Below are 21,293 nucleotides of genomic sequence, written 5' to 3'. Positions count from 1 at the left end.
CGTCCGTGTCGCATGAGGGCGAGCCCGCCGCACGGGTGGTGACGTGCGCGCCGCCACTGGCGGCGCGTCTTGATCCCATAGAGCCAAGTTCGGCAGACAATAGGAGTCACGACTAATGCCAAAGTCTTTCAACGAACAATTGATCGAGGTAGCTACACGACTCGACAAGTATGCCGAGGTCGACGACAATAGCAGAATCATGCAGCCAGCCCTCCGAATGAAGGACGCGGCAGAAACCGTTGCCGAGACGTGGTCAGGGTCGCCGCTCGGCTATCACGCAAACGTCTACTATCAGAACTTTTCTCCCATAGCCCCAGGTGACCACTTCAGTCGCGAGTGGGGTTTCGTCGGCGCAATGCATAGGTCTAGCGACAACTGGAAAGAATACGACAGCAAGACCGTGCAGATCAGAATTCGCGAACTTGCCGGAGAGGCAGACTACTCCGACGCAAAAGCTTTATCACGGCAAGCCGTAGCAGAATTTGAGACATCCAAGCAGGATGCCCTTTCAATACTGAAGACCTATCAAGAATACATTCCAGACACATACGTTGCTCAAATCGAGCAACGAGTAGAGAACCTCGGAATACCTTCAAAGGCTCAAATTTCATACGCTTGGCTACCCCGCGGGACGGTCATGTCTCGTGACTCCGTTGCCATTGACGGCGGCCTCCGAGTGGCCCCACACCAAGAAGTACTTGCCGAAATGCTCGCCATAGCTGGCTCGTTCGATAAGTGCCGCGAACTTAAGTCAGTTCTCGTTGCCGCGAGTCGACACATCGCACGCAGAGCCGAAGGTGGCTCACTTACTGGCGAAAACATGGGGACCAACGTGTTTATCGGACACGGGCGCTCTCCGCTTTGGCGCGAGCTGAAAGACTTCATTAATGAACGCCTAAGGTTGCCGTATGACGAATTCAATCGCGTTCCAGTCGCCGGAGTAACTAATATTCAACGCTTGATCGGAATGTTGGACAGTGCAAAGATTGCATTTTTAGTACTTACCGCCGAGGATGAGCGCGAGGATGGTACCGTTACCGCTCGCATGAACGTCGTACACGAGGTTGGATTATTCCAAGGTCGCTTGGGGTTCTCGCGTGCTATTGTTATGCTCGAAGAGGGCTGCGAGGAGTTTTCAAATATCAACGGCCTAGGCCAAATTCGGTTTCCGCGCGGGAATATCTCCGCCAAGTTCGAAGAAGTTCGTCTTGTTCTTGAGCGAGAAGGGCTTATAGAAATTTAACACCTGTCGCCATATGCCTTACACGCACAAATGTCGGAACATGTCCGCCGACACAGGAAGGGCGTCGACACTGGCGAACTCGGTTCGAACGCAAGACGCTTGACCTGTAATCTCTAACCATGCGTGGTGCGGGTGACCAACTCAGCATCGGTGAGCGGATTGCGTTCTACCGGCGGCGGCGTGGACTGTCACAGGCGGTGCTTGCTGACCTGGTGGGCCGTACAGAGGACTGGTTGAGCAAGATCGAGCGCGGTGAGCGGGACATCCGCCGCCTGGACGTGCTGGCCGACCTCGCGCGAGCGCTGCGGGTAACACTGGGTGACCTGCTCGGCGAACCCGTGCTGATGGAGGAGCAGGACAAGCACGACGACGTCCCGGCGATCCGAGACGCGCTGATGGCTCCTCGCCGCCTGTCGCGGACGCTGTTCTCCTCGGCCATGTCGCCCGAGTACCTCGACCCGCAGCCTGTTCGTCAACTGGTGGAAGGTGCCTGGTCGAGCTACCAGAAGGGCGACCTCGGGCGCGTCGTCACCGCGCTGCCCGGGCTGATCAAGACGACATAGCCGACGGAAGCCACCACGACTTCGGGCGAAGGCCGCCTCGGCATCAGTTAGAACCTCGCAGCTCACCCAACCACTGACGGCTAGTGTATACAGTATTCAGTAGGCTATACTCAGGCTCGACCGCGTTGCCGTCGAAGCTGGAGGCCGTCGCTCTCATGTACTCAGTCACTGATCCCGCGACGGGTGAGCTGGTCGAAGAGATCCCGAACGCGACCGACGACGAGGTCCGCGCCGCGATCGGCCGGGTGCACGGCGGCTACCGGGCCTGGCGGCGCCGGCCGGTCGCCGAGCGGGCCGCGATCGTGCTGCGGGCCGCGGACCTGTTCGCCGAACGCGCCGGCGAGCTGGCCGCGATCATGACGCTCGAAATGGGGAAGCGGATCAACGAGGGCCGCGGGGAGATCGGCATCGTCGTCGACATCTTCCGGTACTACGGCGAGCGCGGCCCGGACCTGCTCGCCGACGAGCCGCTCCCGATCCGCGGCGGCGAGGCCGTGCTCACCAAGGAGCCGATCGGCGCGCTGCTCGGCGTCATGCCGTGGAACTTCCCGTGTTACCAGGTCGCCCGGTTCGTCGCGCCGAACCTGGTGCTGGGCAACACGATCCTGCTCAAGCACGCGTCGATCTGCCCGCGCTCGGCCGCCGCGATCGAGCGGGTGCTGCTGGACGCCGGCGTGCCCGAAGACGCGTACGTGAACGTCTTCGCGTCCAGCCGTCAGGTCCCGTGGATGCTCGCGGACCCGCGCATCCAGGGCGTCTCGCTGACGGGCAGCGAGCAGGCCGGGATCTCCGTCGCGGCCGAGGCCGGGCGGAACCTCAAGAAGTGCGTCCTCGAGCTCGGCGGGTCCGACCCGCTGATCGTGCTGGACACCGACGACCTGGACGAGACGGTGAAGGTCACCGCGACCGCCCGGATGCGCAACTGCGGCCAGTCGTGCAACGCGCCCAAGCGGATGATCGTGCTGGGCGAGCTCTACGACGAGTTCGTCGACCGGCTGGCCAAGCGCGTCGCGGAGTACTACGTCCCGGGCGACCCGGCGGACCCGGCGACGACACTGCCCCCGCTGGCCTCGACAGCGGCGGCGGACGAGGTCGCCGCCCAGGTCCAGACGGCGATCCGCGAAGGCGCGACCCTGCGCGCGGGCGGCCACCGAGTCCCCGGCCCGGGCGCCTACCTGGAGGCCACGGTCCTCACCGACGTGACGCCGGAGATGGCCGCCTACCACGAGGAGATCTTCGGCCCGGTGGTCCTGGTGTTCCGCGCGGAGACCGAGGAGGAGGCGATCGCCCTGGCGAACGACACGCCGTTCGGCCTGGGCGCGAGCGTCTTCGGCACCGACCGCACCCGGGCCACGCGGGTAGCCCGCGGCATCGAGGCGGGCATGGTCTACCTGAACAAGTCGGGCGGTTCGGAGGCGGACCTCCCGTTCGGCGGCATCAAGCGCTCGGGCATCGGCCGGGAGCTGGGACCGCTGGGCATCGAGGAGTTCATGAACAAGAAGCCCATCCGGCTCTGAACGGGTGTCACTAGACCGGGCGGCGCAGTCGGCTCGACCCTCACGGCGGTGTCGATCACGGGTTGATCGACTATCGTTCCCTCATGACGCTGGAGATCGTCGGCGGGCGGCGTGGGGTTTCCGCTGGGGCAGCGGAATCCGCTCGCTGGACGCGGCTGTGCGTGGGCGGCTCGGTCACCTTCGGCCACCTTGTGGGTGACGACTACCGCACGCCCCGGGTGTGGAGCGGGCGGGGGCTCGGGCTGCCGGAGACCGATCTCGGTGGGTTCGCCGTTCAGCTGGCCAAGGTGATGAAACTCGGCGCTTACTGGGTCGCGCGGGCCGAGTGCCCGGATCGACGGGCCGGGGATGCGACGCGCTGGTCTCCCGGGCGCTACGACGACGAAGACGCCTTCGTCTACTTCGCCGGGCCTTGTACGCACGGCGACCGGCTGCCCGGGTATCACCCCGCGGCCGCGTTCACGATCGCGCTTCCCTACGTTCGCGGGCTGCGGATTCGGCTGGCCGGTTACCTGGCCACATGATTCGCGCTGGGGTGATCGCCGCTGTGGTGAGCGGGGTTCCGTCCACCGCTCATGCCTTGCTGACGCGTGGTGACGTCCTCGCCGCGACGCGTGCGGCCGGGACTTTGCTGCCCGGACGGCGCGACCGGCCCGGCGTCGCCGCCGGGCTGGTCGCGCACATCGGGATCTCTTCCCTCTGGACCGTCGTGCTGAGCTTCGCCTTCCGCCGCCAGGAGCTCGGCGTCACCCGCGGTGCCGTGGCCGGGCTGGCCATCGCGGCGCTCGATCTCGGGATCGTCGCGAGGGCCTACCCGGCGGTGCGCACGCTTCCCCGCGTTCCGCAGGTGCTGGACCACTTGGTCTTCGGCGCCGTCCTCGGTGGACTGCTCCACAGTGGACGATTCCGGGGACGGATAGCTCAGGCCACGACCTGGACCACGTCACCCGGGTGCAGCGAGTTGTAGAAGGTCACCGCGTCCGCGTGCGAAAGGTGCACGCAGCCGTGGGACTTCACCTTCAGGCTGCCCTGGTGGAACGCGACCCCGGTGTTCGTGAAGAACACCGAATACGGCATCGGCCCGTTGAACTGCTTGCTGTAGTGGTCGATGTCCTTGTACTGCACGTGGAACGTCCCGAGCGGAGTCGGGTACTTCGCGAGCCCGACCGTGATCGGGACCCCGCCGTGCGTGACGTTCCCGGCGCCGTCCGTCAACCACGCCGTGTTCGTACTGCGTTGGACGCAGGCTTTCGCTTCGGCACTGCACGGCGTTGAAGCCGCCTCCGCCGTCCCGGCGAGCGTCACCACGCCCGCCATGGCGGCGATCCCGCCCAGTACCGCGGTCATCCTCCGGATCATCGTGTGCCTCCCGCTGTCGTTCGGCTACAGGAGGTGAAGTGCCCCGTTTCCCGATCTTCGAATCACCCCGAAGATCATTGGAACGGTTCAGTTCTGCGGCTGGGACAACCCGAGGAACTCGTTCTGCTCGCGGTCGTAGCGCTGGGTCAGCCCGTTTCCGTAGCGGTCCCACCAGTTCGCCGTGTGCCCGCCCTGGTGGGTGGTCGTGCCGCCGTAGATCTGGCGGTCGTACTCGATGCGCGCGTCGTGGAACTGCTGCTGGAAGTCCTGCGCCGAGAGGCCCTGGACGTGCTGGACCGCCGCGTCGCTGATCGTGTTCGAGCTGCGCACGATGTCGTCGCCGCCCATGTGGTTGATGATCGCGCGGACGCCGCCGGCGCCGCGCATGTGGGCGCCGGACATGATCGCGGCCTGCGTGCCGGCGTCGGTGAAGTTGAGCGCGCCCGCCGCGCGGGCGTTCGCGCTCATCAGGTCGCTGACGACGGCGCGTTCCTCGGCGCTGCCCTGGCCGTACTGCTCGCGCGCCGCGATGATCTGGTCGTAGCCGTTGTGCATGTTCTGCCGGAAGCCGTAGGCCTCGGGCACGCCGCCCTGCTCCCCCGTGGCGCCCTCGGACGCCATGATCGAGTCGACGACACGCGGGTCGAGCTGCGGTATCGGCGCGGCCGCCGCCGCGGCGCCACCGCCGGCCGCGGCCTGCTGCGTGCCGCCGCCGTAGCCCTGGGCGACGTCGGCGTCCGCGGCGTTGTAGCCGTTCGCGGCCGTCTGGACGTTCTGGTTGACGTTCCCGATCAGGCTGAGGAACTTCTGCAACGCGCTGCCGAGCTGCGAGTGCAGCGCCGAGTTCGCGGCGGCGACGCCGCTGCCGATCCCGGCGAACGACAGGGCGTTCAGCACGAGCCCTTCGAGGTCCCGCGTGGTCGACAGGAACGACGACCCGACGTCTTCGACCGCCTTGACGACCGTCCCCATCTCCGTCGTCTCGGCGTGGTACGCCCCGGCACTCATGGTCTGCTCCCTCCGGCAAGCGACTTACCGCGTCGAGAATTCACCACCCGGCCGCGACCGCACACGGCCGAATTACCCACTGCCGGACGCGCCCCTGTCGTTCATCTTCAGTTCACCCCGTGGTCGTCTCGCCGGGTACTTCCCCCTCACGCGACGCAGGGAGGCCCTTCATGAGCACACCCACGCTGGACACCATCGCTTCCGAGCAGCTGGACCTGCAGCTGTCGGTGGTCGAGGACCGGCTGGCCCGCGACTACGGCCGGGAGTCCGTCCACGACCTGGTCGAGCGCGAACGCGCGCGGTTCGGCGACGCCCGCATCCACGTCTTCGTGCCGATCCTCGTCGAACGGGCGGTCCGCGCGACGCTGGCGGCGCCACCGGCGAAGCACCGGCGGGACTGACCGCTCCGGCGCTAAGGTCGGTGGCAGACCGGCAGTGGCGAGGAGCGACGATGAACGACAAGCCCGTGGACGACCCGAACGTGGTGGACGGCGAGATCGTCGACGAAACCCCGACCGCCGCCCTCGCGGTGCCGTCGCCGGCGCTACCACTGCCGGACCCGGACTACAGCGAGGGCGGCGTCCCGAGCTTCGACTTCGTGCGGGACAAGATCGAGAACCGGTACACGACTTCGCTCGGCGCGGAGGAGGTGGCCGGGCTGGGGACCGAGAACACGACCGAGGCCCTGGACAAGCAGATCGCCGACCGCGACCAGGCGGCCAAGGAAAGGCTGGCCGCCATCCGCCGCTCGATGCGCGGCGAGTAGCCCGGCTCAGCCGAAGATCGCGGCGGGATCGCCGGTGTACCAAGCGTTTTCGATGACGACGCGGCGCAGCACCCAGCGGTCGCCGTCCCGCACCAGGTCGGCGTCGTAGCGGTTCTTCAGCAGCGCGTGGACGTCGTGGTCGGGGCTCAGCAGGTGCTGCGCCTCGACGAGCGCGGTCAGGTGCGCGGTGTCGCCGTCGATCATGACGCGCGGGTTCGTGACCTGGTGGGTCGTGTCGACGCGCCCGGCGAACAGCGCGAGGATCGTGTCGACGATGGCGTCCCGGCCGGTCATCACCGGCGGCGCCGCGCCCCACCGCGCGGCCGCCGGCCGGAAGTCGACCTCGGCGTCGGCCGCGAACGACGACGCGAACAGCGCCCGGTCCTCGAGGTCCTGGCCGAGGCCGAAGCGGTACAGCGCGTCGATGATCTCGACGCGGTCGTGGAGTTCCTGGAGCGAAGTGGTCACGCGCTCCAGGCTCGTCCTGCTCGCGAGGGTGATCAACGCGCTTCTGTGCCACGATCGTGAAGTGGTGGTTAACGGTGCGCCGGAGCGGCGTGAGGTGGAGTCGTTCCTGACGCTCGCCGAGGAGCTGCACTTCGGTCGCACGGCCGAGCGGCTGCACGTGTCGACCGCGCAGGTCAGCCAGACGATCCGGAAGCTCGAACGGCACGTCGGCGTGCCGTTGTTCGCGCGGACCAGCCGCCGGGTCGAGCTGACGCCGGCCGGGCGGCGGCTGCTGGCCGACCTCGGGCCCGCGTGGTCGGCGGTCGAGGCGGCGTTCGGGAAGGCGATCGAGGCCGGGCGCGGGGTGACGGGCACGCTGCGCGTCGCGTTCGGCGACGCGGCGGGCGGGCAGCTGCTGGCCGGGGTGGCCGAGCTGTTCCGGCGGCGGCAGCCGGGCTGCCGGGTCGAGTTCCGGGAGGTCCGGCCCGCCGAGGTGCTGCCGTGGCTGCGGGACGGCGAGGTCGACGTCGTGCTGGCCGGCCTCCCGCTCGACGGCCCGGGCCTGGTCACCGGCCCGGTGCTGGTGCGGGAGCTGCGCTTCCTCGCGGTGGCCGCGGGCCACCCGTTCGCCCGGCGGGAGTCGGTGCCGGCCGCGGACCTGGCGCGGGTGACGGTGCTGCGCTGCGCGCTGCCGGACCCGTGGCTCGACGAGCACGCGCCGCACGCCGTGACCCGGCCGGCCGCGGGCCTGCAGGAGCTGCTGACGTCGGCGGGCGCGGGCGAGGGCGTCCTGCCGGTGGGCGCCCACATCCGGCGGTACTACCCGCGGCCCGACCTCGCGTACGTCCCGTTCGGCGACGCGCCGCGGCTGGAGTGGAGCCTGGTCTGGCGAGCCGACGCGACGACGGCCCGGGTGCGGGCGTTCACCGAGGCGGCGGCGGAGCTGGTGCGCGAGCCGGCCTGACGTCGCGCGGGCCCAGGTCCGTGAATGCCACATTCACGGACGTGATGTCCCTCGATGCGACATTCACGGACTTCGCGACAGCGCGAGCGGCAGCGTGAGCGGCGGCCGAGCGGCAGCGTGAACGGCAGCCGCGCGGGAGCGCGGGGCGCGGACGGGACGTCAGCGTGCGTGGGCGTGCAGCCAGCGCATCTCCACCGGCTGGGACGCCGCGATCGCGGCCAGGCGATCCGGGTACACCGGGACCCGGCGGTCGAGCCCGGACAACCGCACCACCCGGCTGACCGCCGTGCCCGGGGGGACGATCAGGCAGCCGTCGATGCCCCGGTCGCGGCAGAGGTCGAACGCCTCCAGCAGGCCCGCCGCGCCGCGGGCGGACAGGAAGCCCAGCTCGGCGAGGTCGACGACCAGCAGGTGGGGGCCCGGCAGCTCGCAGATCGCGGCTTCGATCACTGTCGTCCAGCGGACGACCGTCGCGATGTCGAGCTCCCCGCGCACTTCGACGACCAGGACGCCGCTGGTGCGTTCCGGGGCGATGTCCGGCATCGCGCCTCCTCCCCAGGCAGGTCCGGAGACCGGCCCCGGGGCCATGGTCGCATCGCCGTGCGCGGCGTTGCCGCGTCAAACCCGGAACGCGGCGAAGACAACCCGGATGGCGCATCACCTGCCGCCAGGCGGCCGGGTGTCCGCTCGAATGTCCAGCCGAGTGTCCATTGTGGATCACTCGGCCAGGCGGTCCAGCCACTCCTGCAGCAGCGTCACCTCGGCCGCGGACAGGGCCGCCGGGGCGTCCTTGCGCAGCTGGGCGCCGAGCGTGGTCGCCGTGGCGGCCACTCCCCCGGCCGGTTCCGCCGGTTCGCCGGCCAGGATTCCCGCGAGCACGCTCTCCCGGACCCGCACCGAGAACCCGGTGTCCGGGTACAGGGCCGGCCGGGTGATCATCGAGAGCGCGACGCCGGCGTTGGCCGCCATCACCATCTGCGCGGCGACCGCCGGCGCCACCGCGAGCCGCCCGGCGGCCGCGCAGCGTTCGAGCACCTCGAGCAGGAGGCCGTGCGCCTCGGCCGCGGCGTTGGGCGGCGTCGAGAGGCCGGAGTACATCAGCCGGTAGTAGTTCGGGTTCCCGACGGCGAACGCGACGTGGTTCTCCCAGCCGTCGCGCAGGTCGCGCACCGGGTCGTCGGACGGCCGCGCGGCCCGCTTGCCGGCGAGGTACTTCTCGAACCCGTGGTCGACGACGGCGGCCATCAGGCCCTCTTTGTCGCCGAACTGCCGGTACAGCGCCGGCGCGCCGACCCCGGCGGCCTCGCAGACCGCGCGCGTCGAGAAGTCGGCCTCGGCCGACCGCGACAGCAGGTCGGCGGCCGCCTCCAGAATCCGCGTTCGCAAGTCCACGACAACGACGCTACCAGCCGGTATCGTCGTTATCAAGCAGACGGTAGCGTCGATCCGGCCGAGGTGTTAACGTCGGTTACGTCATCACGTAAGCGACGATAACGAAGGACACCGACATGCCGTTCGCCAACTTCAAGGTCCCCGCCGGCACACTCACCCCCGCACAAAAGGAGCAGATCGTCACCCGCACCACCGAGCTCTACGCCGAGATCTACGGCGACCGCGCCCGGGCGACCACGATGGTGCTGGTCGAGGAGGTCACCGACGGCGGCTGGGGCATCGGCGGCGACGTGCTCACCCTCGCGAAGCTCCAGGCCGGGTGACGTCAGGCTTCCGTAATCCCCGCGTGGAATCATCGGCTGACCACAGAAGTTGTACCGGTGGTAGCACCGCACGAGGAGAAGGAGTGACGCCGTGACCACGTCAACCGAGAAGGCCATCCTGGCCGGTGGCTGCTTCTGGGGAATGCAGGAGCTGTTCCGCCGGCTGCCCGGGGTGCTGTCGACCCGGGTCGGCTACAGCGGCGGTGAGGTCCAGCACGCCACCTACCGCAACCACGGCACGCACGCCGAGGCCATCGAGGTGGTCTACGACCCCGCGCAGACCACGTTCCGCGACCTGCTCGAGTTCTTCTTCCAGGTGCACGACCCGACCACGAAGAACCGCCAGGGCAACGACATCGGCGTGAGCTACCGCTCGGCGATCTACTTCGAGAACGACGAGCAGAAGCGGGTCGCCGAGGACACGATCGCCGACGTCGACGCGTCCGGGCTGTGGCCCGGCAAGGTCGTCACCGAACTCGCCCCGGTGGGCGATTTCTGGGAGGCCGAGCCGGAGCACCAGGACTACCTCCAGCGCATCCCCAACGGGTACACGTGCCACTTCGTGCGCCCGGGCTGGAAGCTCCCGAAGCGCGCCACGACCGCCTGACACACTCGTACCAAGAAGGGCCCCTTCGCCGTCCGCGGCGAGGGGGCCCTTCTTTTTCCCGCCGCGGCAAAGATCACCCGAACGGCGGTGAGCAACCGGAAGTCCTCAGTGGACGATCACCCGACAGAATCCCAAAGGTGTTAAATGTCGGTTTTGGGAAGTATTGCCATATGTCAATAAGACCGTACGTTAGTCGCTTGTTCACGAGGCCTCAGCACCGGATTCTGATTTCCGTTCCACAGCACCACCTCTCGTTCCCCTGATCTGGGCCCGCCTCGAACCCGGGCCTGGTTCACCCTGCCCGGAGGAGATTCCTCGATGGAACTGAGACGTCCTGTCGTCTTGGCAGCAACCGGCGTGCTCATCGGCGCCCTCTGCATCACCGGTACCGCACAGGCGCAACCCGCCCCGAACGCGACCCCGAACGCCGCCCCGAGCGCCCAGGCCCAAGCCGCCACCGCGGCCGCCGGCCTCGTGGCGAGCAGGCCCACCGCGCTGCACGCCAGCTCGGACGACGTTTTCCTGGCCCAGAAAGCGATCTCCTCCACCAACGGGCTGCAGTACATCCCCTACGAGCGCAGCTACAAGGGTCTGCCGGTCGTCGGCGGCGACTTCGTCGTCACGACCAACTCGACGGGCCAGGTGCTCGGCACCTCCGTCGCGCAGGACCAGACCATCAACCTCGCCACGACCTCGGGCAAGGTGAGCAAGGCCGCGGCCGAGGCCACCGCCCGGCAGCAGCTGGCCTCCGTGGACAGCGTGAGCCCCGCGCAGCAGGTCGTCTTCGCGCTCGGCTCGCCGGCGCTGGCGTGGCAGAGCACGGTCGTCGGCCGCAACGCCGAAGGGCCGAGCCGGCTCGACGTCGTCGTCGACGCCGCCACCGGCAAGGTGCTGCACACGCAGGAACACGTCATGAACGGTGACGGCACCAGCGCGTACAACAAGCCGAACCCGGTGCACCTCGACACCACGCACTCGGGCAGCACGTACTCCCTGAAGGACCCGGCCATCACCAACACGTCCTGCCAGGACGCGGCCAACAACACCACCTTCAGCGGTCCGGACGACGCCTGGGGCAACGGCAACGCCACCAGCCGCGAGACCGGCTGCGTCGACGCGCTCTTCGCCGCCCAGACCGAGAACAAGATGCTCTCGCAGTGGCTGGGCCGCAACGGCTTCGACGGCAGCGGCGGCGGCTGGCCGATCCGCGTCGGCCTGAACGACGAGAACGCCTACTACGACGGCACCCAGGTCCAGATCGGCCACAACACGAACAACCAGTGGATCGGTTCGATCGACGTCGTCGCGCACGAGCACGGCCACGGCGTCGACGACCACACCCCGGGCGGCATTTCCGGTTCGGGCACCCAGGAGTTCGTCGCGGACGTCTTCGGCGCTTCGACCGAGTGGTTCGCCAACGAGCCCGCGGGCGGCGACGTCCCGGACTTCCTCGTCGGCGAGTCGGTCAACCTGGTCGGCTCCGGCCCGATCCGCAACATGTACAACCCGTCGGCGCTGGGCGACAAGAACTGCTACGACAGCTCCGTCCCCAACGGTGAGGTCCACGCGTCGGCCGGCCCCGGCAACCACTGGTTCTACCTGCTGGCCGAAGGCACCAACCCGACCAACGGGCAGCCGACCAGCACCACGTGCAACAGCACCAGCATCACCGGCATCGGTGTGCAGAACGCGGTGAAGATCTTCTACAACGCGATGCTGCTGAAGACCACGGGCAGCTCGTACCTGAAGTACCGCACCTGGACGCTGACCGCGGCGAAGAACCTCTTCCCGGGCAGCTGCACCGAGTTCAACACCGTCAAGGCGGCGTGGGACGCGATCTCCGTGCCGGCGCAGTCGGGTGACCCGACGTGCTCCGCGACCGGCACCGTGACCGTCTCGAACCCGGGCAACCAGTCCACCACCACCGGTGGTTCGGTCAACCTGCCGCTGTCCGCCAGCGGTGGCACCTCGCCGTACACCTGGACCGCCACCGGCCTCCCGGCCGGCCTGTCGATCAACGCCTCCACCGGCACGATCTCGGGCACCGCGACCACCGCGGGCACCTCGAACGTCACGGTGACGGCGAAGGACGCGGCCAACAAGACCGGCACGGCGTCGTTCTCCTGGACCGTCGGCACCACCACGGGCTGCTCCGGCCAGAAGCTGGCCAACGGCGGCTTCGAGTCCGGCGCCACCAGCTGGACGCAGACCAGTGGTGTCATCGGGCAGAACGGTTCGCAGCAGCCGACTCACGGTGGCACGTACAACGCCTGGCTGAACGGGTACGGCACCACGCACACCGACACGCTCGCGCAGTCGGTGAGCATCCCGGCCGGGTGCCACGCCAGCCTGACGTTCTACCTGCACATCGACTCGGCGGAGACGACCACCACCACCGCCTACGACAAGCTGACCGTCACCAACGGCAGCACCACCCTGGGCAGCTACTCCAACCTGAACAAGGCCTCCGGGTACGTCCTCAAGACGGTCGACGTCTCGTCGGCCGCCGGCGGGACCCTCGCGCTGAAGTTCACGGGTACCGAGGACAGCTCGCTGCAGACGTCGTTCGTGATCGACGACGCCGCGGTGACGCTGAGCTGAACCAGCTGAATCCGCACTGAAAAGGCGGGGAGACCGGGAAATCCGGGCTCCCCGCCTTTTCGCTTTTCCTTGGCGAGCGGGCACAATCGGGCCCATGGACACCGAAGAGCTGCGCGCGACCCAGGCCCCGCTGAAGGACAAGTACCGCGACGCGCCGGAAAGCGCGCTCGTCACCCTGCACGCGGACGCCGAACTCGACGGCCTCGGCATCTCCTGCAAGGTCGAGACGGGCCGCGCGGTCGTGGAGGCCGGGCTGCACCCGGCCACCGGCGGCGACGGCACGCTCGCCTGCTCCGGCGACATGCTCCTCGAAGCGCTCGTCGCGTGCGCCGGGGTGACGCTGCGCGCGGTCGCGACGTCGCTGGGCCTCGACGTCCGGGGCGGGCGCGTCCGCGCCGAAGGCGACCTCGACTTCCGCGGCACGCTCGCCGTCGCGAAGGACGCGCCGGTCGGCTTCCGCGCGATCCGGCTGTCGTTCGCCCTGGACACCGACGCCGACGCCGGCCAGCTCGCGACGCTCAAGAAGCTCACCGAGCGGTACTGCGTGGTGTTCCAGTCGCTGCGGACGCCGCCGGAGTTCGCCGTGACGCTCTCGGCGAACTGACGCGTCTCCGGGAGAATCCCGGAGGAAAACCGGGACAACGTGCCCTAGCTTGGCGGTGTGTCGTCGGAAGGAGAGCCGCCATGCCGGCCCTGTCACCGCCGGAGCCGGACATCGCCGTCCGGGTACGCGGGCTCGTGAAGACCTACGGTTCGACCCGCGCGCTCGACGGCGTCGACCTCGAGATCCCGGCCGGGCGGGTGCTCGGCCTGCTCGGGCCGAACGGCGCCGGCAAGACCACCACCGTCCGGATCCTGACCACGCTGCTGCGTCCCGACTCGGGCGAGGCGTGGGTGGCCGGGCACGACGTCCTGGCCGAACCGGACGCCGTGCGGCAGCGGATCGGGCTGTCCGGGCAGTACGCGGCCGTCGACGAGAACCTCACCGGCTTCGAGAACCTCTACATGGTCGGGCGGCTCTACGGCCGTCGCAAACCCGCGGCCCGGGCCCGCGCCCGGGAGCTGCTGGCGCGGTTCCAGCTCGCCGAGGCCGCCGACCGGCCGGCGAAGGGGTACTCCGGCGGCATGCGCCGGCGGCTCGACCTGGCCGGCGCGCTGGTCGCCGAGCCGGCGGTCGTCGTCCTCGACGAGCCCACCACCGGCCTCGACCCCGGCGGGCGCCTCGACACCTGGGCGGTGATCAAGGAGCTCGTCGCCGACGGCACCACCGTGCTGCTGACCACCCAGTACCTCGAAGAGGCCGACCAGCTGGCCGACTCGATCGTCGTCATCGACCACGGCAGGGTGATCGCCCGCGGCACCGCCGACGAGCTCAAGGCGCAGATCGGCGGCGAACGCCTGGAGCTGGTCGTCGCCGCGGCCGCGGACCTGCCGGCCACCCTCGACGTCCTGCGCGCGGTCGGCACCGGCGAGCCGTCCGGCGACGAGCACACGCGCCGCGCCGAGATCCTCGTCGACACCGGGCCCAAGGCGCTCATCGAGGCGCTGCGGCAGCTCGACGGCCTCGGCGTCACGGTCCAGGACGTCGGCCTGCACCGGCCGACGCTTGACGACGTCTTCCTGTCCCTGACCGGGCACGGCGCCGAAGAGGAGGCCGCGAAGTGAACGCGCTCACGAAAGGCATCTCCGACGGCGGCGTCATCACCTGGCGCAACCTGATGAACGTCCGGCGCAACCCGGACTGGCTGATGGCCGCGACGCTGCAGCCGATCATGTTCGTGCTGCTGTTCGCCTACGTCTTCGGCAACGCGATCGGCGGCGACGCGGGCGGCGGGGCCTACCGCGAGTTCCTCATCGCCGGGATCTTCGCCCAGACGGTGGCGTTCAACTCGGCGTTCACCGTCATCGGCTTCGCCAACGACCTGCAGAAGGGCATCATCGACCGGTTCCGCTCGCTGCCGATGTCCCGGATCGCGGTGGTCCTCGGCCGCACGACGTCGGACCTCGTCGTCAGCGTGGTGGCGCTGGTCGTGATGTCGTTGTGCGGGCTGATCGTCGGCTGGCGGATCCGCGGCAGCTTCCTCGACGCCGTGCTCGGCTACCTGGTGATGCTGATGTTCGCGTGGGCGCTGTCGTGGGTCGGCGCGCTGATCGGCCTCACCGCGCGCAGCGTCGAGGTGGCGCAGAGCGCGGGGCTGATCTGGATGTTCCCGCTGAGCTTCGTGTCGTCGGCGTTCGTGCCGACGGACAAGATGCCGCCGTTCCTGCGGGCGATCGCCGACTGGAACCCGTTCACCGCGGTGATCAACGCGACGCGCGCCCTGTTCGGCAACCGCTTCGGCGTCCCGCCGACGGGCTGGCCGGCGGAGCACGCGGCGCTGTACTCGATCCTGTGCTGCGTGGCGATCATCGCGGTCTTCGCGCCCCTGGCGACGGCGCGGTACCGCAAGGTGGCGAGCAAGTAGTCCTCAAGGGACGGACGCGGCGAGGCCGAAGGCCGCGAACGCCCGCGGGTCCTGGAACACGACGTTGTGCGCGATCCCGGCCGGCGTCACCGTCAGCACCTGCAGGGTGTGCAGGCGGTGGCCGCCGGCGTCGTCCGGGCAGTACGCGGCGAGCGCGGGCTGCCCGTTCGCCGTGAGCGGGACCGCCCGCCAGCCGCCGGGGCGCATCGCGAACACCCGCGCCATGAACCGGCCGTAGTCCGCGCGCCCGGCGTACCAGAGCGGGACCGGCGGCATCTCGAGCACGGCGTCCTCGGCCAGCAGCGTGACCAGGGCCGGGACGTCGGCGGCCTCGAACGCGCGGACGTAGCGCTCGACCGTCTCCCGGACCTCCCGGTCGCCGGGCTCGCGCACCTCGTGGTCCCGGGGCGTGGCCGCGGCGAGGGCGGCCCGCGCCCGCTGCAGGGAGCTGTTGACCGCGGCCGCCGACGTGTCCAGCTGCGTGGCCACCTCGGCGGCGCTGAACTGCAGGACGTCCCGCAGCACGAGGACCGCCCGCTGGCGGGGCGGGAGCAGCTGCGTGGCGGCGACGAACGCGAGCCGTACCCCGGCGCGGGCCTGCGGATCCTCCGTGTAGCGGCCCGGGAGCGGCTGCAGCCAGGGCACCTCGAAGTCCGGCGTCAGCGGGGCGCCCGGATCGGTGCTCGCGGCGCCGAGCCCGGACGGCAGCGGCCGGCGGGCCCGGCCCTCGAGCGCGGTCAGGCAGACGTTCGTCGCGATGCGGTAGAGCCAGGTGCGCACGGACGCGCGCCGTTCGTCGTAGCGCTCCCGGGCCTTCCACGCGCGCAGGAGCGTCTCCTGGGCCAGGTCCTCGGCGTCGTGCAGCGAGCCGAGCAGCCGGTAGCAGTGCACCACCAGCTCACGCCGGAACGGCTCGAAGTCCTCGCTCGCGTCCACGCCGGAGATTGTGCCCGGATCGCGATGAGTTCCGCCGCCGGCGCCGGTATGTACCCACGACCGCACCGCTCGCGAAGGGACCACCATGAACGACGTCATCGTCATCCAGTTCACCACCCTCGACGGGGTCGTCGAGGACCCGGACGGCTCCGGCGGCACCGCCGGCGGCGGCTGGGCGTTCCGGCACGGCCCGGAAGCCGTCGCCGGGGACAAGTTCAAGCTCGGCCCGCTGCTCGACACCGGCACGCTGCTGCTGGGCCGCGGCACGTGGGAGCTGTTCTCGAAGCTGTGGCCCGCTCGGACCGACGGCTTCTCGACGCGGATGAACAAGATCCCCAAGCGGGTCGTCTCGCGCACGCTCACCGACGTCGGCGCCTGGGCCAACTCCGCGTTGCTCACCGGGGACCTCCTCGACGAGGTCCGGCGGCTGCGCGAAGAGCGCGACGTCATCGTCATCGGCAGCACGAGTGTCGTGCACACCCTGGCCGGGCACGGGCTCGTCGACGAGTACCGCCTGCTCGTGTTCCCGCTCGTGCTCGGCTCCGGCCGCACGTGGTTCACCGCACCGGGTGACCTCCGGCTGACCTCGGCCGAGCAGAACGGGGCCGCCGCGCTGCTGCGCTACCGGACGGCCTAGCGCGTCAGTCCTCTTCGGACAGTTCCACGATCGGGATCGACCGCTTCGCCTTCTCCCGGTGGTCGACCAGGAAGGGGTAGTGCTTCTCCAGTTCCGTCCACGTGCGCACGTAGTCCGCGCCCAGCAGGGGCAGGGCTTCGGCCTCGAACGCGCGGCCGTCGACCTCCACCTTCACCCGGGAGTCGGCCGTCAGGTTCTGGTACCAGTCGGGGTCCTTCGCGGCGCCGACGTTCGACGCCACCACGAGCAGCCGGTCACCGTCCCGGTGGAACATCATCGGGACGGTGCGCGGCTTGCCCGAGTTGCGGCCCGTCGTCGTCAGGAGCACGAGTCGTTCGCGGTGCATGCCGTCCACCTCCTCGCCCGCGCGGAACTGCTCGATCACGCGGCGGTTCGTCTTGCGCTGCCCCATGCTCAGCGGTCGTAGTAGCGGGTCGTCGGCGGCTCCTGCTGCTGGTTCCACTGCCGGGTCGGCGGCGGCTGCTGCGCCGCCGGCGGCGCGGCCTGGGCCGGCGGGGCCGTCGAGCGGCGCCGGTGCAGGGTGCGCGCGCTCGCCGCCATGCTGCTCACGATCGCCGCGATCACCAGGCCGATCACCAGGTTGATCGCCGCCGTCGCGATCTTCGCGCTCGGGGCGACGCTCAGCGTCAGCGGCAGCACCACCGCGATCAACGTGACCAGCACCATGATCCAGCCGAAGAACTGGGACGGCGCCGGCGTCGCCACGCTCAGCAGGTGCATCAGCCCGGTCGCCAGCAACGCCACCGCGGCGGCCACCACTGCGTACGTCGTGGTGCTGGCGTTGCCCCAGACGCCTTCCCCTTTTGGGGCCAGCACTTCGACCTCGAAGATGCCGCGGGCGATCAGCAGCCCGACCACCGCGACCAGGGCCGCGACCACCGCTGTCGCCACGCCACCGGCCCACAGCCGGCGTGCGTCGATCCCCGGGCGGACGTCCTGGGGTGTGTTCCCGTAGTAGTCGGACATCACGGCCTTCCTCGCGTCGCTGGGCCTCTCGCGGTCGATTGTCCCCTCTTTCGGCCCGGGACGCGCGACTTGCGCTGGAGTGCGCTCCAGGTCTTAGCGTCGAGGCCATGACCACCGCACAGCACAAGCTCGGATCGGGCTTCGGCGCCGGCACCACCGCCGCGGAAGCCGTCGCGGGCATCGACCTCACCGGGAAGCTCGCCGTCGTCACCGGCGGTTACTCCGGCATCGGCCTGGCGGCGACCCGCGCGCTCACCGGCGCCGGCGCCCACGTCGTCGTCCCGGCCCGCCGCCGCGAGACCGCCGAGCAGGCCCTCGAAGGCCTGGACGACGTCGAGGTCGACGAGCTGGACCTGGGTGACCTCGACAGCGTCCGCGCGTTCGCCGACCGCTTCCTCGCCTCCGGGCGGCGGATCGACCTGCTCATCACCAACGCCGGCATCATGGCGTGCCCCGAGACCCGCGTCGGGCCGGGCTGGGAGGCCCAGTTCGCCACCAACCACCTCGGCCACTTCGCGCTGGTCAACCGGCTGTGGCCGGCCGTCGCCGAAGGCGCCCGCGTGGTCGCGCTGTCCTCCCGCGGCCACCACAACTCGCCGATGCGCTGGGACGACGTCATGTTCACCGAGGGCTACGAGAAGTGGGCCGCCTACGGCCAGGCGAAGACGGCCAACGTGCTCTTCGCCGTCCAGCTCGACAAGCTCGCCGCGGAGAAGGACGTCCACGCCTTCGCGCTGCACCCGGGCGGCATCATGACGCCGCTGCAGCGGCACCTGTCGCGCGCCGAGATGGTCGAGCGCGGCTGGATGGACGAGGCGGGCACCATGCTCGTCGAGTTCAAGACGCCGGAGCAGGGCGCGGCGACGACCGTCTGGGCCGCGACGTCACCGCAGCTGGCCGGGCTCGGCGGACTGTACCTCGAGGACTGTGACGTCGCCGAACTGTCCCCTGAGGACGCCGAAGGACTCGCCGCCTCGGGTGTGCGCCGCTACGCCGTCGACCCCGGACAGGCCGAGCGGCTGTGGACGCTGTCGGCGCAGCTCACCGGGGTCGACGCCTTCGATCGCCGCTGAACGCGCGTACCCCGCCCGCGATCTTCGCAGGTTTCCGGATCACGGGATCGGGGTACATCGCGGGGGTGGCCGACCAAGCGGCAGGACGGGGTGCCCGGGCGATGAGCGAGGCGGACGAACCCACGTGTGCGCACTACGCACTCGGTGAGTTTTCCGTCATGCCGCGACCGGCGCTGGGGGACGAACTGCCGCCCACCACGCTCGGCGGGCGCTACGAGATCGGCCGGCTGATCGGCAGCGGTGGCACGGCCCGCGTCTACCGCGGCTACGACCTGCACCTCGACCGCCCGGTCGCCGTCAAGATCTACGACCGCGGCGCGGTGGCGCAGGACCAGCGCCGCCGGCTGCGCGAGATGAGCATCCAGGGCAGCATCGCCCACCCCGGCGTGGTGGCGCTGCACGACAGCGGCACCGAGCACGGCCGGACCTTCCTGGTGATGCAGCTCGTCGAGGGCGAGAACCTCGCCGAACGGCTGCTCGGCGGCGCGATGACCGTGGCCGAGGTGACGGCGCTGGCCGCCGGGCTCGCCGAAGGCCTGGCCCACGTGCACGGGCTGCGGGTCGTCCACCGCGATCTCAAGCCGGCCAACGTGTTCCTGAGCGCGAACGGCCCGCTGATCGGCGACTTCGGCATCGCGCACGCGCTCGACACCACCCACATCACCGGCACCGGTGTCATCCCGGGGACCGCCGCCTACCTCGCGCCCGAGCAGGTCGCCGGCCAGCCCGCCGGACCGCCCGCCGACGTCTACGCGCTCGGCCTGATCCTGCTCGAGTGCGTCACCGGGGAACGCGAGTACCAGGGCACGATGGTCGAAGCGGCCATGGCGCGGCTGACGCGGGCGCCCCGGATCCCGGCGGACCTGCCGCCGTCGCTGGCGCACACCCTCCGGCGGATGACCCAGCGCGAGCCCGCGGACCGGCCCACCGCCGCCGAGGTGCTGGGATCGCTGAGCACCCCGTCGGCGACGCTGCCCACCGCCGCGCCGGCCGGACGTCCGGCGCGGCACTTCCGGGCCGTCTTCGCCGCCGCCCTGACCACCGCGGCCGCCGCCACGGTCGCCGCGGTGCTGCTGGCCGCGCCCGAAGGCGCCGGCTCGTCCACCCAGTCACCGGCACCGGGTGTCACCGAGGCGGTGCACCCGCCGGCCGCGCCGTCGACGTCACCGCAGCAGGTGGCCGCGCCGGCCGTGACCGAGTCGGCGGACCTGGAGCCGGCCGCCGTGACGCACCAGAGCCCGGTCCAGCCGCAGAAGGCCGGGAAGCAGCAGGGCAAGTCCGGGAAGAGCGCGAAGCCGCCCGGCGGCAACAAGGGGAAGGGCAAGGGCCCGGGTCCGGGCACCGATTCGTGAACCGGGGCCTCCGGCGAGTGAAGCAGGGCCCAACGGCCCTACCGCCGGGAATGGCCGTGGAATAGTCATGGACAACGTCGGAATTCTCTTTTCCGAATTCGGACTCGAAGCAATAACGGCTTGTAACCCGGGCGCCTCGCGGCACGACTGATCGAGCGTGTCGGCCGCGCCAAGTCCCCGCGTTTCGAGTCGGCACCATCCGCCGGGAATCCCCCGTCCCGGCCGGTTCCACGACTTTCCGGAGGTTGGGATGAGTGTCCACGCTGCCCTTGCGCGCCCCGTACTCGGAGCACCGCGCGGACGGCACGCCAAGCCCCGCGCCACGTGGCCGCGGGTTGTCGCCCGGTCGGCTTTCCTGGCCCTGGCCTTGATCTCCGCCGGCGTGGTCGTCGGCGCCGGCCGGCCACCGGTCCTGCTCGTGGTGCCGATCGCGGTCCTGCTGCTGCTCGTCGCGAGCGTCACGAAACTGCGCACCGCGAGCCGGAAGATCGATGCGATCTTCGCCGAGGAATTGACCACACCGGCGACTCCTGAAACCGGGATCGAAAACGTCGAAACCGTGGCTTCTTGATCGTTTCCCAGTGCTTCGGGAAACGATCTTCGGATTCGCTAACCCGCGTCCTGCCAGGGTTCGAAACCGTTCAGGAGCGGTTTGATCTGCGCCGGGTCGGTGACCTCGGCTTCGACACCGGCGGGCATCGCGAGCACGAGGTGGGTGCCGCGGGACGCGCAGGCGGCCACCGTCTCCGTCAGGGCCGCCGCGGCGACGGCGTCGACCGCCGTCGTCAGCGCGAGGTCGACGACCATGCGGCGGGCGTCGGCGGCGAAGGCCGCTTCGACCGCGCGGAGGTACCCGGGAGCGAGGACGACGTCGAACGCGCCGTCGATCGAGAGGATGACTTCGTCGTCCAGTAACACGCTGTGAAGTGCCATCCTGGCCTCCTGCCGACCGGGTCTGCCCACCTGGTACGGGTTTCCTCCCCCAAGGTTACGTCAGGCACCCCGCCGGGTGCAGGCTGGAAGCGCACGCCACGACGTCGACGAGGACGGGGC

General features: G+C 70.0%; 26 protein-coding genes and 1 pseudogene. 18 read left to right on the top strand and 9 right to left on the bottom strand.

The window, feature by feature from the left end; all coding sequences use genetic code 11:
- The first annotated feature begins 115 nt into the window (after nt 1-115).
- From OG570_RS27995 to OG570_RS27975, 5 genes and pseudogenes are all read left to right on the top strand, one after another.
- Nucleotides 116-1,243: a TIR domain-containing protein gene (locus OG570_RS27995; protein ID WP_326952159.1), complete on the top strand. Its 1,128-nt coding sequence runs from the start codon at nt 116-118 to the stop codon at nt 1,241-1,243.
- Between the two features lie 119 nt (nt 1,244-1,362).
- Nucleotides 1,363-1,803: pseudogene (locus tag OG570_RS27990) on the top strand (helix-turn-helix domain-containing protein); the annotation flags it as partial.
- Between the two features lie 158 nt (nt 1,804-1,961).
- Nucleotides 1,962-3,323, top strand: a complete 1,362-nt coding sequence (locus OG570_RS27985) for an NAD-dependent succinate-semialdehyde dehydrogenase (RefSeq protein ID WP_326952158.1) — start codon at nt 1,962-1,964, stop codon at nt 3,321-3,323.
- Nucleotides 3,324-3,406: 83 nt separating this feature from the next.
- The gene (locus OG570_RS27980; protein WP_326952157.1) at nt 3,407-3,847 is read left to right on the top strand and encodes a hypothetical protein; all 441 of its coding nucleotides are present in this window, start codon (nt 3,407-3,409) and stop codon (nt 3,845-3,847) included.
- 56 nt (nt 3,848-3,903) lie between these two features.
- Nucleotides 3,904-4,290 carry a hypothetical protein gene (locus tag OG570_RS27975; RefSeq protein ID WP_326952156.1) on the top strand — a complete coding sequence of 129 codons (387 nt, stop codon included), beginning with the start codon at nt 3,904-3,906 and terminating at the stop codon, nt 4,288-4,290.
- On the opposite strand, the gene OG570_RS27970 is transcribed toward OG570_RS27975, so the two are convergent.
- Both OG570_RS27970 and OG570_RS27965 read right to left on the bottom strand, forming a co-directional pair.
- Nucleotides 4,245-4,682 (bottom strand): L,D-transpeptidase, encoded by a 438-nt coding sequence (locus OG570_RS27970; protein ID WP_371827543.1) that lies wholly within the window; start codon nt 4,680-4,682, stop codon nt 4,245-4,247. The two genes, OG570_RS27975 and OG570_RS27970, sit on opposite strands and share 46 nt — an antisense overlap.
- Before the next feature lie 87 nt (nt 4,683-4,769).
- Nucleotides 4,770-5,690: a hypothetical protein gene (locus OG570_RS27965; protein ID WP_326952155.1), complete on the bottom strand. Its 921-nt coding sequence runs from the start codon at nt 5,688-5,690 to the stop codon at nt 4,770-4,772.
- A gap of 170 nt (nt 5,691-5,860) precedes the next feature.
- Here OG570_RS27965 and OG570_RS27960 point away from each other — a divergent pair, with 170 nt between their 5' ends.
- Together OG570_RS27960 and OG570_RS27955 are read left to right on the top strand one after the other, a co-directional pair.
- Nucleotides 5,861-6,091: a three-helix bundle dimerization domain-containing protein gene (locus tag OG570_RS27960; protein WP_247053773.1), complete on the top strand. Its 231-nt coding sequence runs from the start codon at nt 5,861-5,863 to the stop codon at nt 6,089-6,091.
- A gap of 50 nt (nt 6,092-6,141) precedes the next feature.
- Nucleotides 6,142-6,456, top strand: a complete 315-nt coding sequence (locus tag OG570_RS27955) for a hypothetical protein (RefSeq protein ID WP_326952154.1) — start codon at nt 6,142-6,144, stop codon at nt 6,454-6,456.
- 6 nt (nt 6,457-6,462) lie between these two features.
- Here the strand turns inward: OG570_RS27955 and OG570_RS27950 are convergent, their stop codons facing one another.
- Nucleotides 6,463-6,924 (bottom strand): nuclear transport factor 2 family protein, encoded by a 462-nt coding sequence (locus OG570_RS27950; protein WP_326952153.1) that lies wholly within the window; start codon nt 6,922-6,924, stop codon nt 6,463-6,465.
- A gap of 64 nt (nt 6,925-6,988) precedes the next feature.
- On the opposite strand from OG570_RS27950, the gene OG570_RS27945 reads away from it, so the two are divergent.
- Complete coding sequence (locus tag OG570_RS27945; protein ID WP_326952152.1) at nt 6,989-7,867, top strand: LysR family transcriptional regulator; 879 nt, start codon at nt 6,989-6,991, stop codon at nt 7,865-7,867.
- A 159-nt stretch (nt 7,868-8,026) separates the two neighbouring features.
- Here the strand turns inward: OG570_RS27945 and OG570_RS27940 are convergent, their stop codons facing one another.
- Both OG570_RS27940 and OG570_RS27935 read right to left on the bottom strand, forming a co-directional pair.
- Nucleotides 8,027-8,410 (bottom strand): STAS domain-containing protein, encoded by a 384-nt coding sequence (locus tag OG570_RS27940; RefSeq protein ID WP_326951070.1) that lies wholly within the window; start codon nt 8,408-8,410, stop codon nt 8,027-8,029.
- 174 nt (nt 8,411-8,584) lie between these two features.
- Nucleotides 8,585-9,259: a TetR/AcrR family transcriptional regulator gene (locus tag OG570_RS27935; protein ID WP_326952151.1), complete on the bottom strand. Its 675-nt coding sequence runs from the start codon at nt 9,257-9,259 to the stop codon at nt 8,585-8,587.
- Nucleotides 9,260-9,375: 116 nt separating this feature from the next.
- Here OG570_RS27935 and OG570_RS27930 point away from each other — a divergent pair, with 116 nt between their 5' ends.
- The 6 genes from OG570_RS27930 (at nt 9,376) to OG570_RS27905 (ending at nt 15,255) form a co-directional block, all read left to right on the top strand.
- Entirely contained in the window at nt 9,376-9,582 is a 207-nt protein-coding gene (locus OG570_RS27930; RefSeq protein WP_326952150.1) for a 4-oxalocrotonate tautomerase family protein, read from the top strand.
- A gap of 91 nt (nt 9,583-9,673) precedes the next feature.
- Nucleotides 9,674-10,189, top strand: coding sequence for a peptide-methionine (S)-S-oxide reductase MsrA (gene msrA / locus OG570_RS27925; RefSeq protein WP_247053786.1), 516 nt, complete (start codon nt 9,674-9,676; stop codon nt 10,187-10,189).
- Nucleotides 10,190-10,507: 318 nt separating this feature from the next.
- Nucleotides 10,508-12,790 carry a M4 family metallopeptidase gene (locus tag OG570_RS27920; protein WP_326952149.1) on the top strand — a complete coding sequence of 761 codons (2,283 nt, stop codon included), beginning with the start codon at nt 10,508-10,510 and terminating at the stop codon, nt 12,788-12,790.
- A 94-nt stretch (nt 12,791-12,884) separates the two neighbouring features.
- A complete protein-coding gene (locus OG570_RS27915) occupies nt 12,885-13,394 on the top strand; it encodes an OsmC family protein (protein WP_326951074.1) in 510 nt (169 codons plus the stop codon).
- Nucleotides 13,395-13,474: 80 nt separating this feature from the next.
- Nucleotides 13,475-14,455, top strand: a complete 981-nt coding sequence (locus tag OG570_RS27910; RefSeq protein WP_326952148.1) for an ATP-binding cassette domain-containing protein — start codon at nt 13,475-13,477, stop codon at nt 14,453-14,455.
- Entirely contained in the window at nt 14,452-15,255 is an 804-nt protein-coding gene (locus OG570_RS27905; protein WP_326951077.1) for an ABC transporter permease, read from the top strand. The genes OG570_RS27910 and OG570_RS27905 overlap by 4 nt, the downstream gene beginning before the upstream one ends.
- A 3-nt stretch (nt 15,256-15,258) precedes the next feature.
- On the opposite strand, the gene OG570_RS27900 is transcribed toward OG570_RS27905, so the two are convergent.
- A complete protein-coding gene (locus OG570_RS27900; protein WP_442788332.1) occupies nt 15,259-16,200 on the bottom strand; it encodes a sigma-70 family RNA polymerase sigma factor in 942 nt (313 codons plus the stop codon).
- A gap of 76 nt (nt 16,201-16,276) precedes the next feature.
- On the opposite strand from OG570_RS27900, the gene OG570_RS27895 reads away from it, so the two are divergent.
- Complete coding sequence (locus OG570_RS27895) at nt 16,277-16,828, top strand: dihydrofolate reductase family protein (RefSeq protein ID WP_326952147.1); 552 nt, start codon at nt 16,277-16,279, stop codon at nt 16,826-16,828.
- 4 nt (nt 16,829-16,832) lie between these two features.
- Here OG570_RS27895 and OG570_RS27890 read toward each other — a convergent pair whose 3' ends face one another.
- Nucleotides 16,833-17,240, bottom strand: a complete 408-nt coding sequence (locus OG570_RS27890; protein WP_326952146.1) for a nitroreductase family deazaflavin-dependent oxidoreductase — start codon at nt 17,238-17,240, stop codon at nt 16,833-16,835.
- Nucleotides 17,241-17,242: 2 nt separating this feature from the next.
- Entirely contained in the window at nt 17,243-17,815 is a 573-nt protein-coding gene (locus OG570_RS27885) for a DUF6069 family protein (protein ID WP_326951081.1), read from the bottom strand.
- 107 nt (nt 17,816-17,922) lie between these two features.
- On the opposite strand from OG570_RS27885, the gene OG570_RS27880 reads away from it, so the two are divergent.
- The 3 genes from OG570_RS27880 (at nt 17,923) to OG570_RS27870 (ending at nt 20,811) form a co-directional block, all read left to right on the top strand.
- Nucleotides 17,923-18,888: an SDR family NAD(P)-dependent oxidoreductase gene (locus tag OG570_RS27880; protein WP_326952145.1), complete on the top strand. Its 966-nt coding sequence runs from the start codon at nt 17,923-17,925 to the stop codon at nt 18,886-18,888.
- 158 nt (nt 18,889-19,046) lie between these two features.
- Nucleotides 19,047-20,240: a serine/threonine-protein kinase gene (locus OG570_RS27875; protein WP_326952144.1), complete on the top strand. Its 1,194-nt coding sequence runs from the start codon at nt 19,047-19,049 to the stop codon at nt 20,238-20,240.
- A 367-nt stretch (nt 20,241-20,607) separates the two neighbouring features.
- A complete protein-coding gene (locus tag OG570_RS27870; RefSeq protein ID WP_326952143.1) occupies nt 20,608-20,811 on the top strand; it encodes a hypothetical protein in 204 nt (67 codons plus the stop codon).
- A 38-nt stretch (nt 20,812-20,849) separates the two neighbouring features.
- On the opposite strand, the gene OG570_RS27865 is transcribed toward OG570_RS27870, so the two are convergent.
- Nucleotides 20,850-21,173 (bottom strand): STAS domain-containing protein, encoded by a 324-nt coding sequence (locus OG570_RS27865; RefSeq protein ID WP_326952142.1) that lies wholly within the window; start codon nt 21,171-21,173, stop codon nt 20,850-20,852.
- Nucleotides 21,174-21,293 lie beyond the last annotated feature (120 nt).

Origin of the sequence: Amycolatopsis sp. NBC_01286, from assembly GCF_035982555.1 — a bacterium.
In the GTDB taxonomy this organism is placed as follows: domain Bacteria; phylum Actinomycetota; class Actinomycetes; order Mycobacteriales; family Pseudonocardiaceae; genus Amycolatopsis.
This window is presented reverse-complemented; position numbering and strand designations above follow the sequence as displayed.

Bases quoted from the DNA above. Each gene is read 5' to 3' on its own strand.
- OG570_RS27995 (WP_326952159.1), top strand. From the start codon at position 116: ATGCCAAAGTCTTTCAACGAACAATTGATCGAGGTAGCTACACGACTC.
- OG570_RS27985 (WP_326952158.1), top strand. From the start codon at position 1,962: ATGTACTCAGTCACTGATCCCGCGACGGGTGAGCTGGTCGAAGAGATC.
- OG570_RS27980 (WP_326952157.1), top strand. From the start codon at position 3,407: ATGACGCTGGAGATCGTCGGCGGGCGGCGTGGGGTTTCCGCTGGGGCA.
- OG570_RS27970 (WP_371827543.1), bottom strand. From the start codon at position 4,682: ATGATCCGGAGGATGACCGCGGTACTGGGCGGGATCGCCGCCATGGCG.
- OG570_RS27965 (WP_326952155.1), bottom strand. From the start codon at position 5,690: ATGAGTGCCGGGGCGTACCACGCCGAGACGACGGAGATGGGGACGGTC.
- OG570_RS27960 (WP_247053773.1), top strand. From the start codon at position 5,861: ATGAGCACACCCACGCTGGACACCATCGCTTCCGAGCAGCTGGACCTG.
- OG570_RS27955 (WP_326952154.1), top strand. From the start codon at position 6,142: ATGAACGACAAGCCCGTGGACGACCCGAACGTGGTGGACGGCGAGATC.
- OG570_RS27940 (WP_326951070.1), bottom strand. From the start codon at position 8,410: ATGCCGGACATCGCCCCGGAACGCACCAGCGGCGTCCTGGTCGTCGAA.
- OG570_RS27930 (WP_326952150.1), top strand. From the start codon at position 9,376: ATGCCGTTCGCCAACTTCAAGGTCCCCGCCGGCACACTCACCCCCGCA.
- OG570_RS27920 (WP_326952149.1), top strand. From the start codon at position 10,508: ATGGAACTGAGACGTCCTGTCGTCTTGGCAGCAACCGGCGTGCTCATC.
- OG570_RS27915 (WP_326951074.1), top strand. From the start codon at position 12,885: ATGGACACCGAAGAGCTGCGCGCGACCCAGGCCCCGCTGAAGGACAAG.
- OG570_RS27910 (WP_326952148.1), top strand. From the start codon at position 13,475: ATGCCGGCCCTGTCACCGCCGGAGCCGGACATCGCCGTCCGGGTACGC.
- OG570_RS27895 (WP_326952147.1), top strand. From the start codon at position 16,277: ATGAACGACGTCATCGTCATCCAGTTCACCACCCTCGACGGGGTCGTC.
- OG570_RS27890 (WP_326952146.1), bottom strand. From the start codon at position 17,240: ATGGGGCAGCGCAAGACGAACCGCCGCGTGATCGAGCAGTTCCGCGCG.
- OG570_RS27885 (WP_326951081.1), bottom strand. From the start codon at position 17,815: ATGTCCGACTACTACGGGAACACACCCCAGGACGTCCGCCCGGGGATC.
- OG570_RS27880 (WP_326952145.1), top strand. From the start codon at position 17,923: ATGACCACCGCACAGCACAAGCTCGGATCGGGCTTCGGCGCCGGCACC.
- OG570_RS27875 (WP_326952144.1), top strand. From the start codon at position 19,047: ATGCCGCGACCGGCGCTGGGGGACGAACTGCCGCCCACCACGCTCGGC.
- OG570_RS27865 (WP_326952142.1), bottom strand. From the start codon at position 21,173: ATGGCACTTCACAGCGTGTTACTGGACGACGAAGTCATCCTCTCGATC.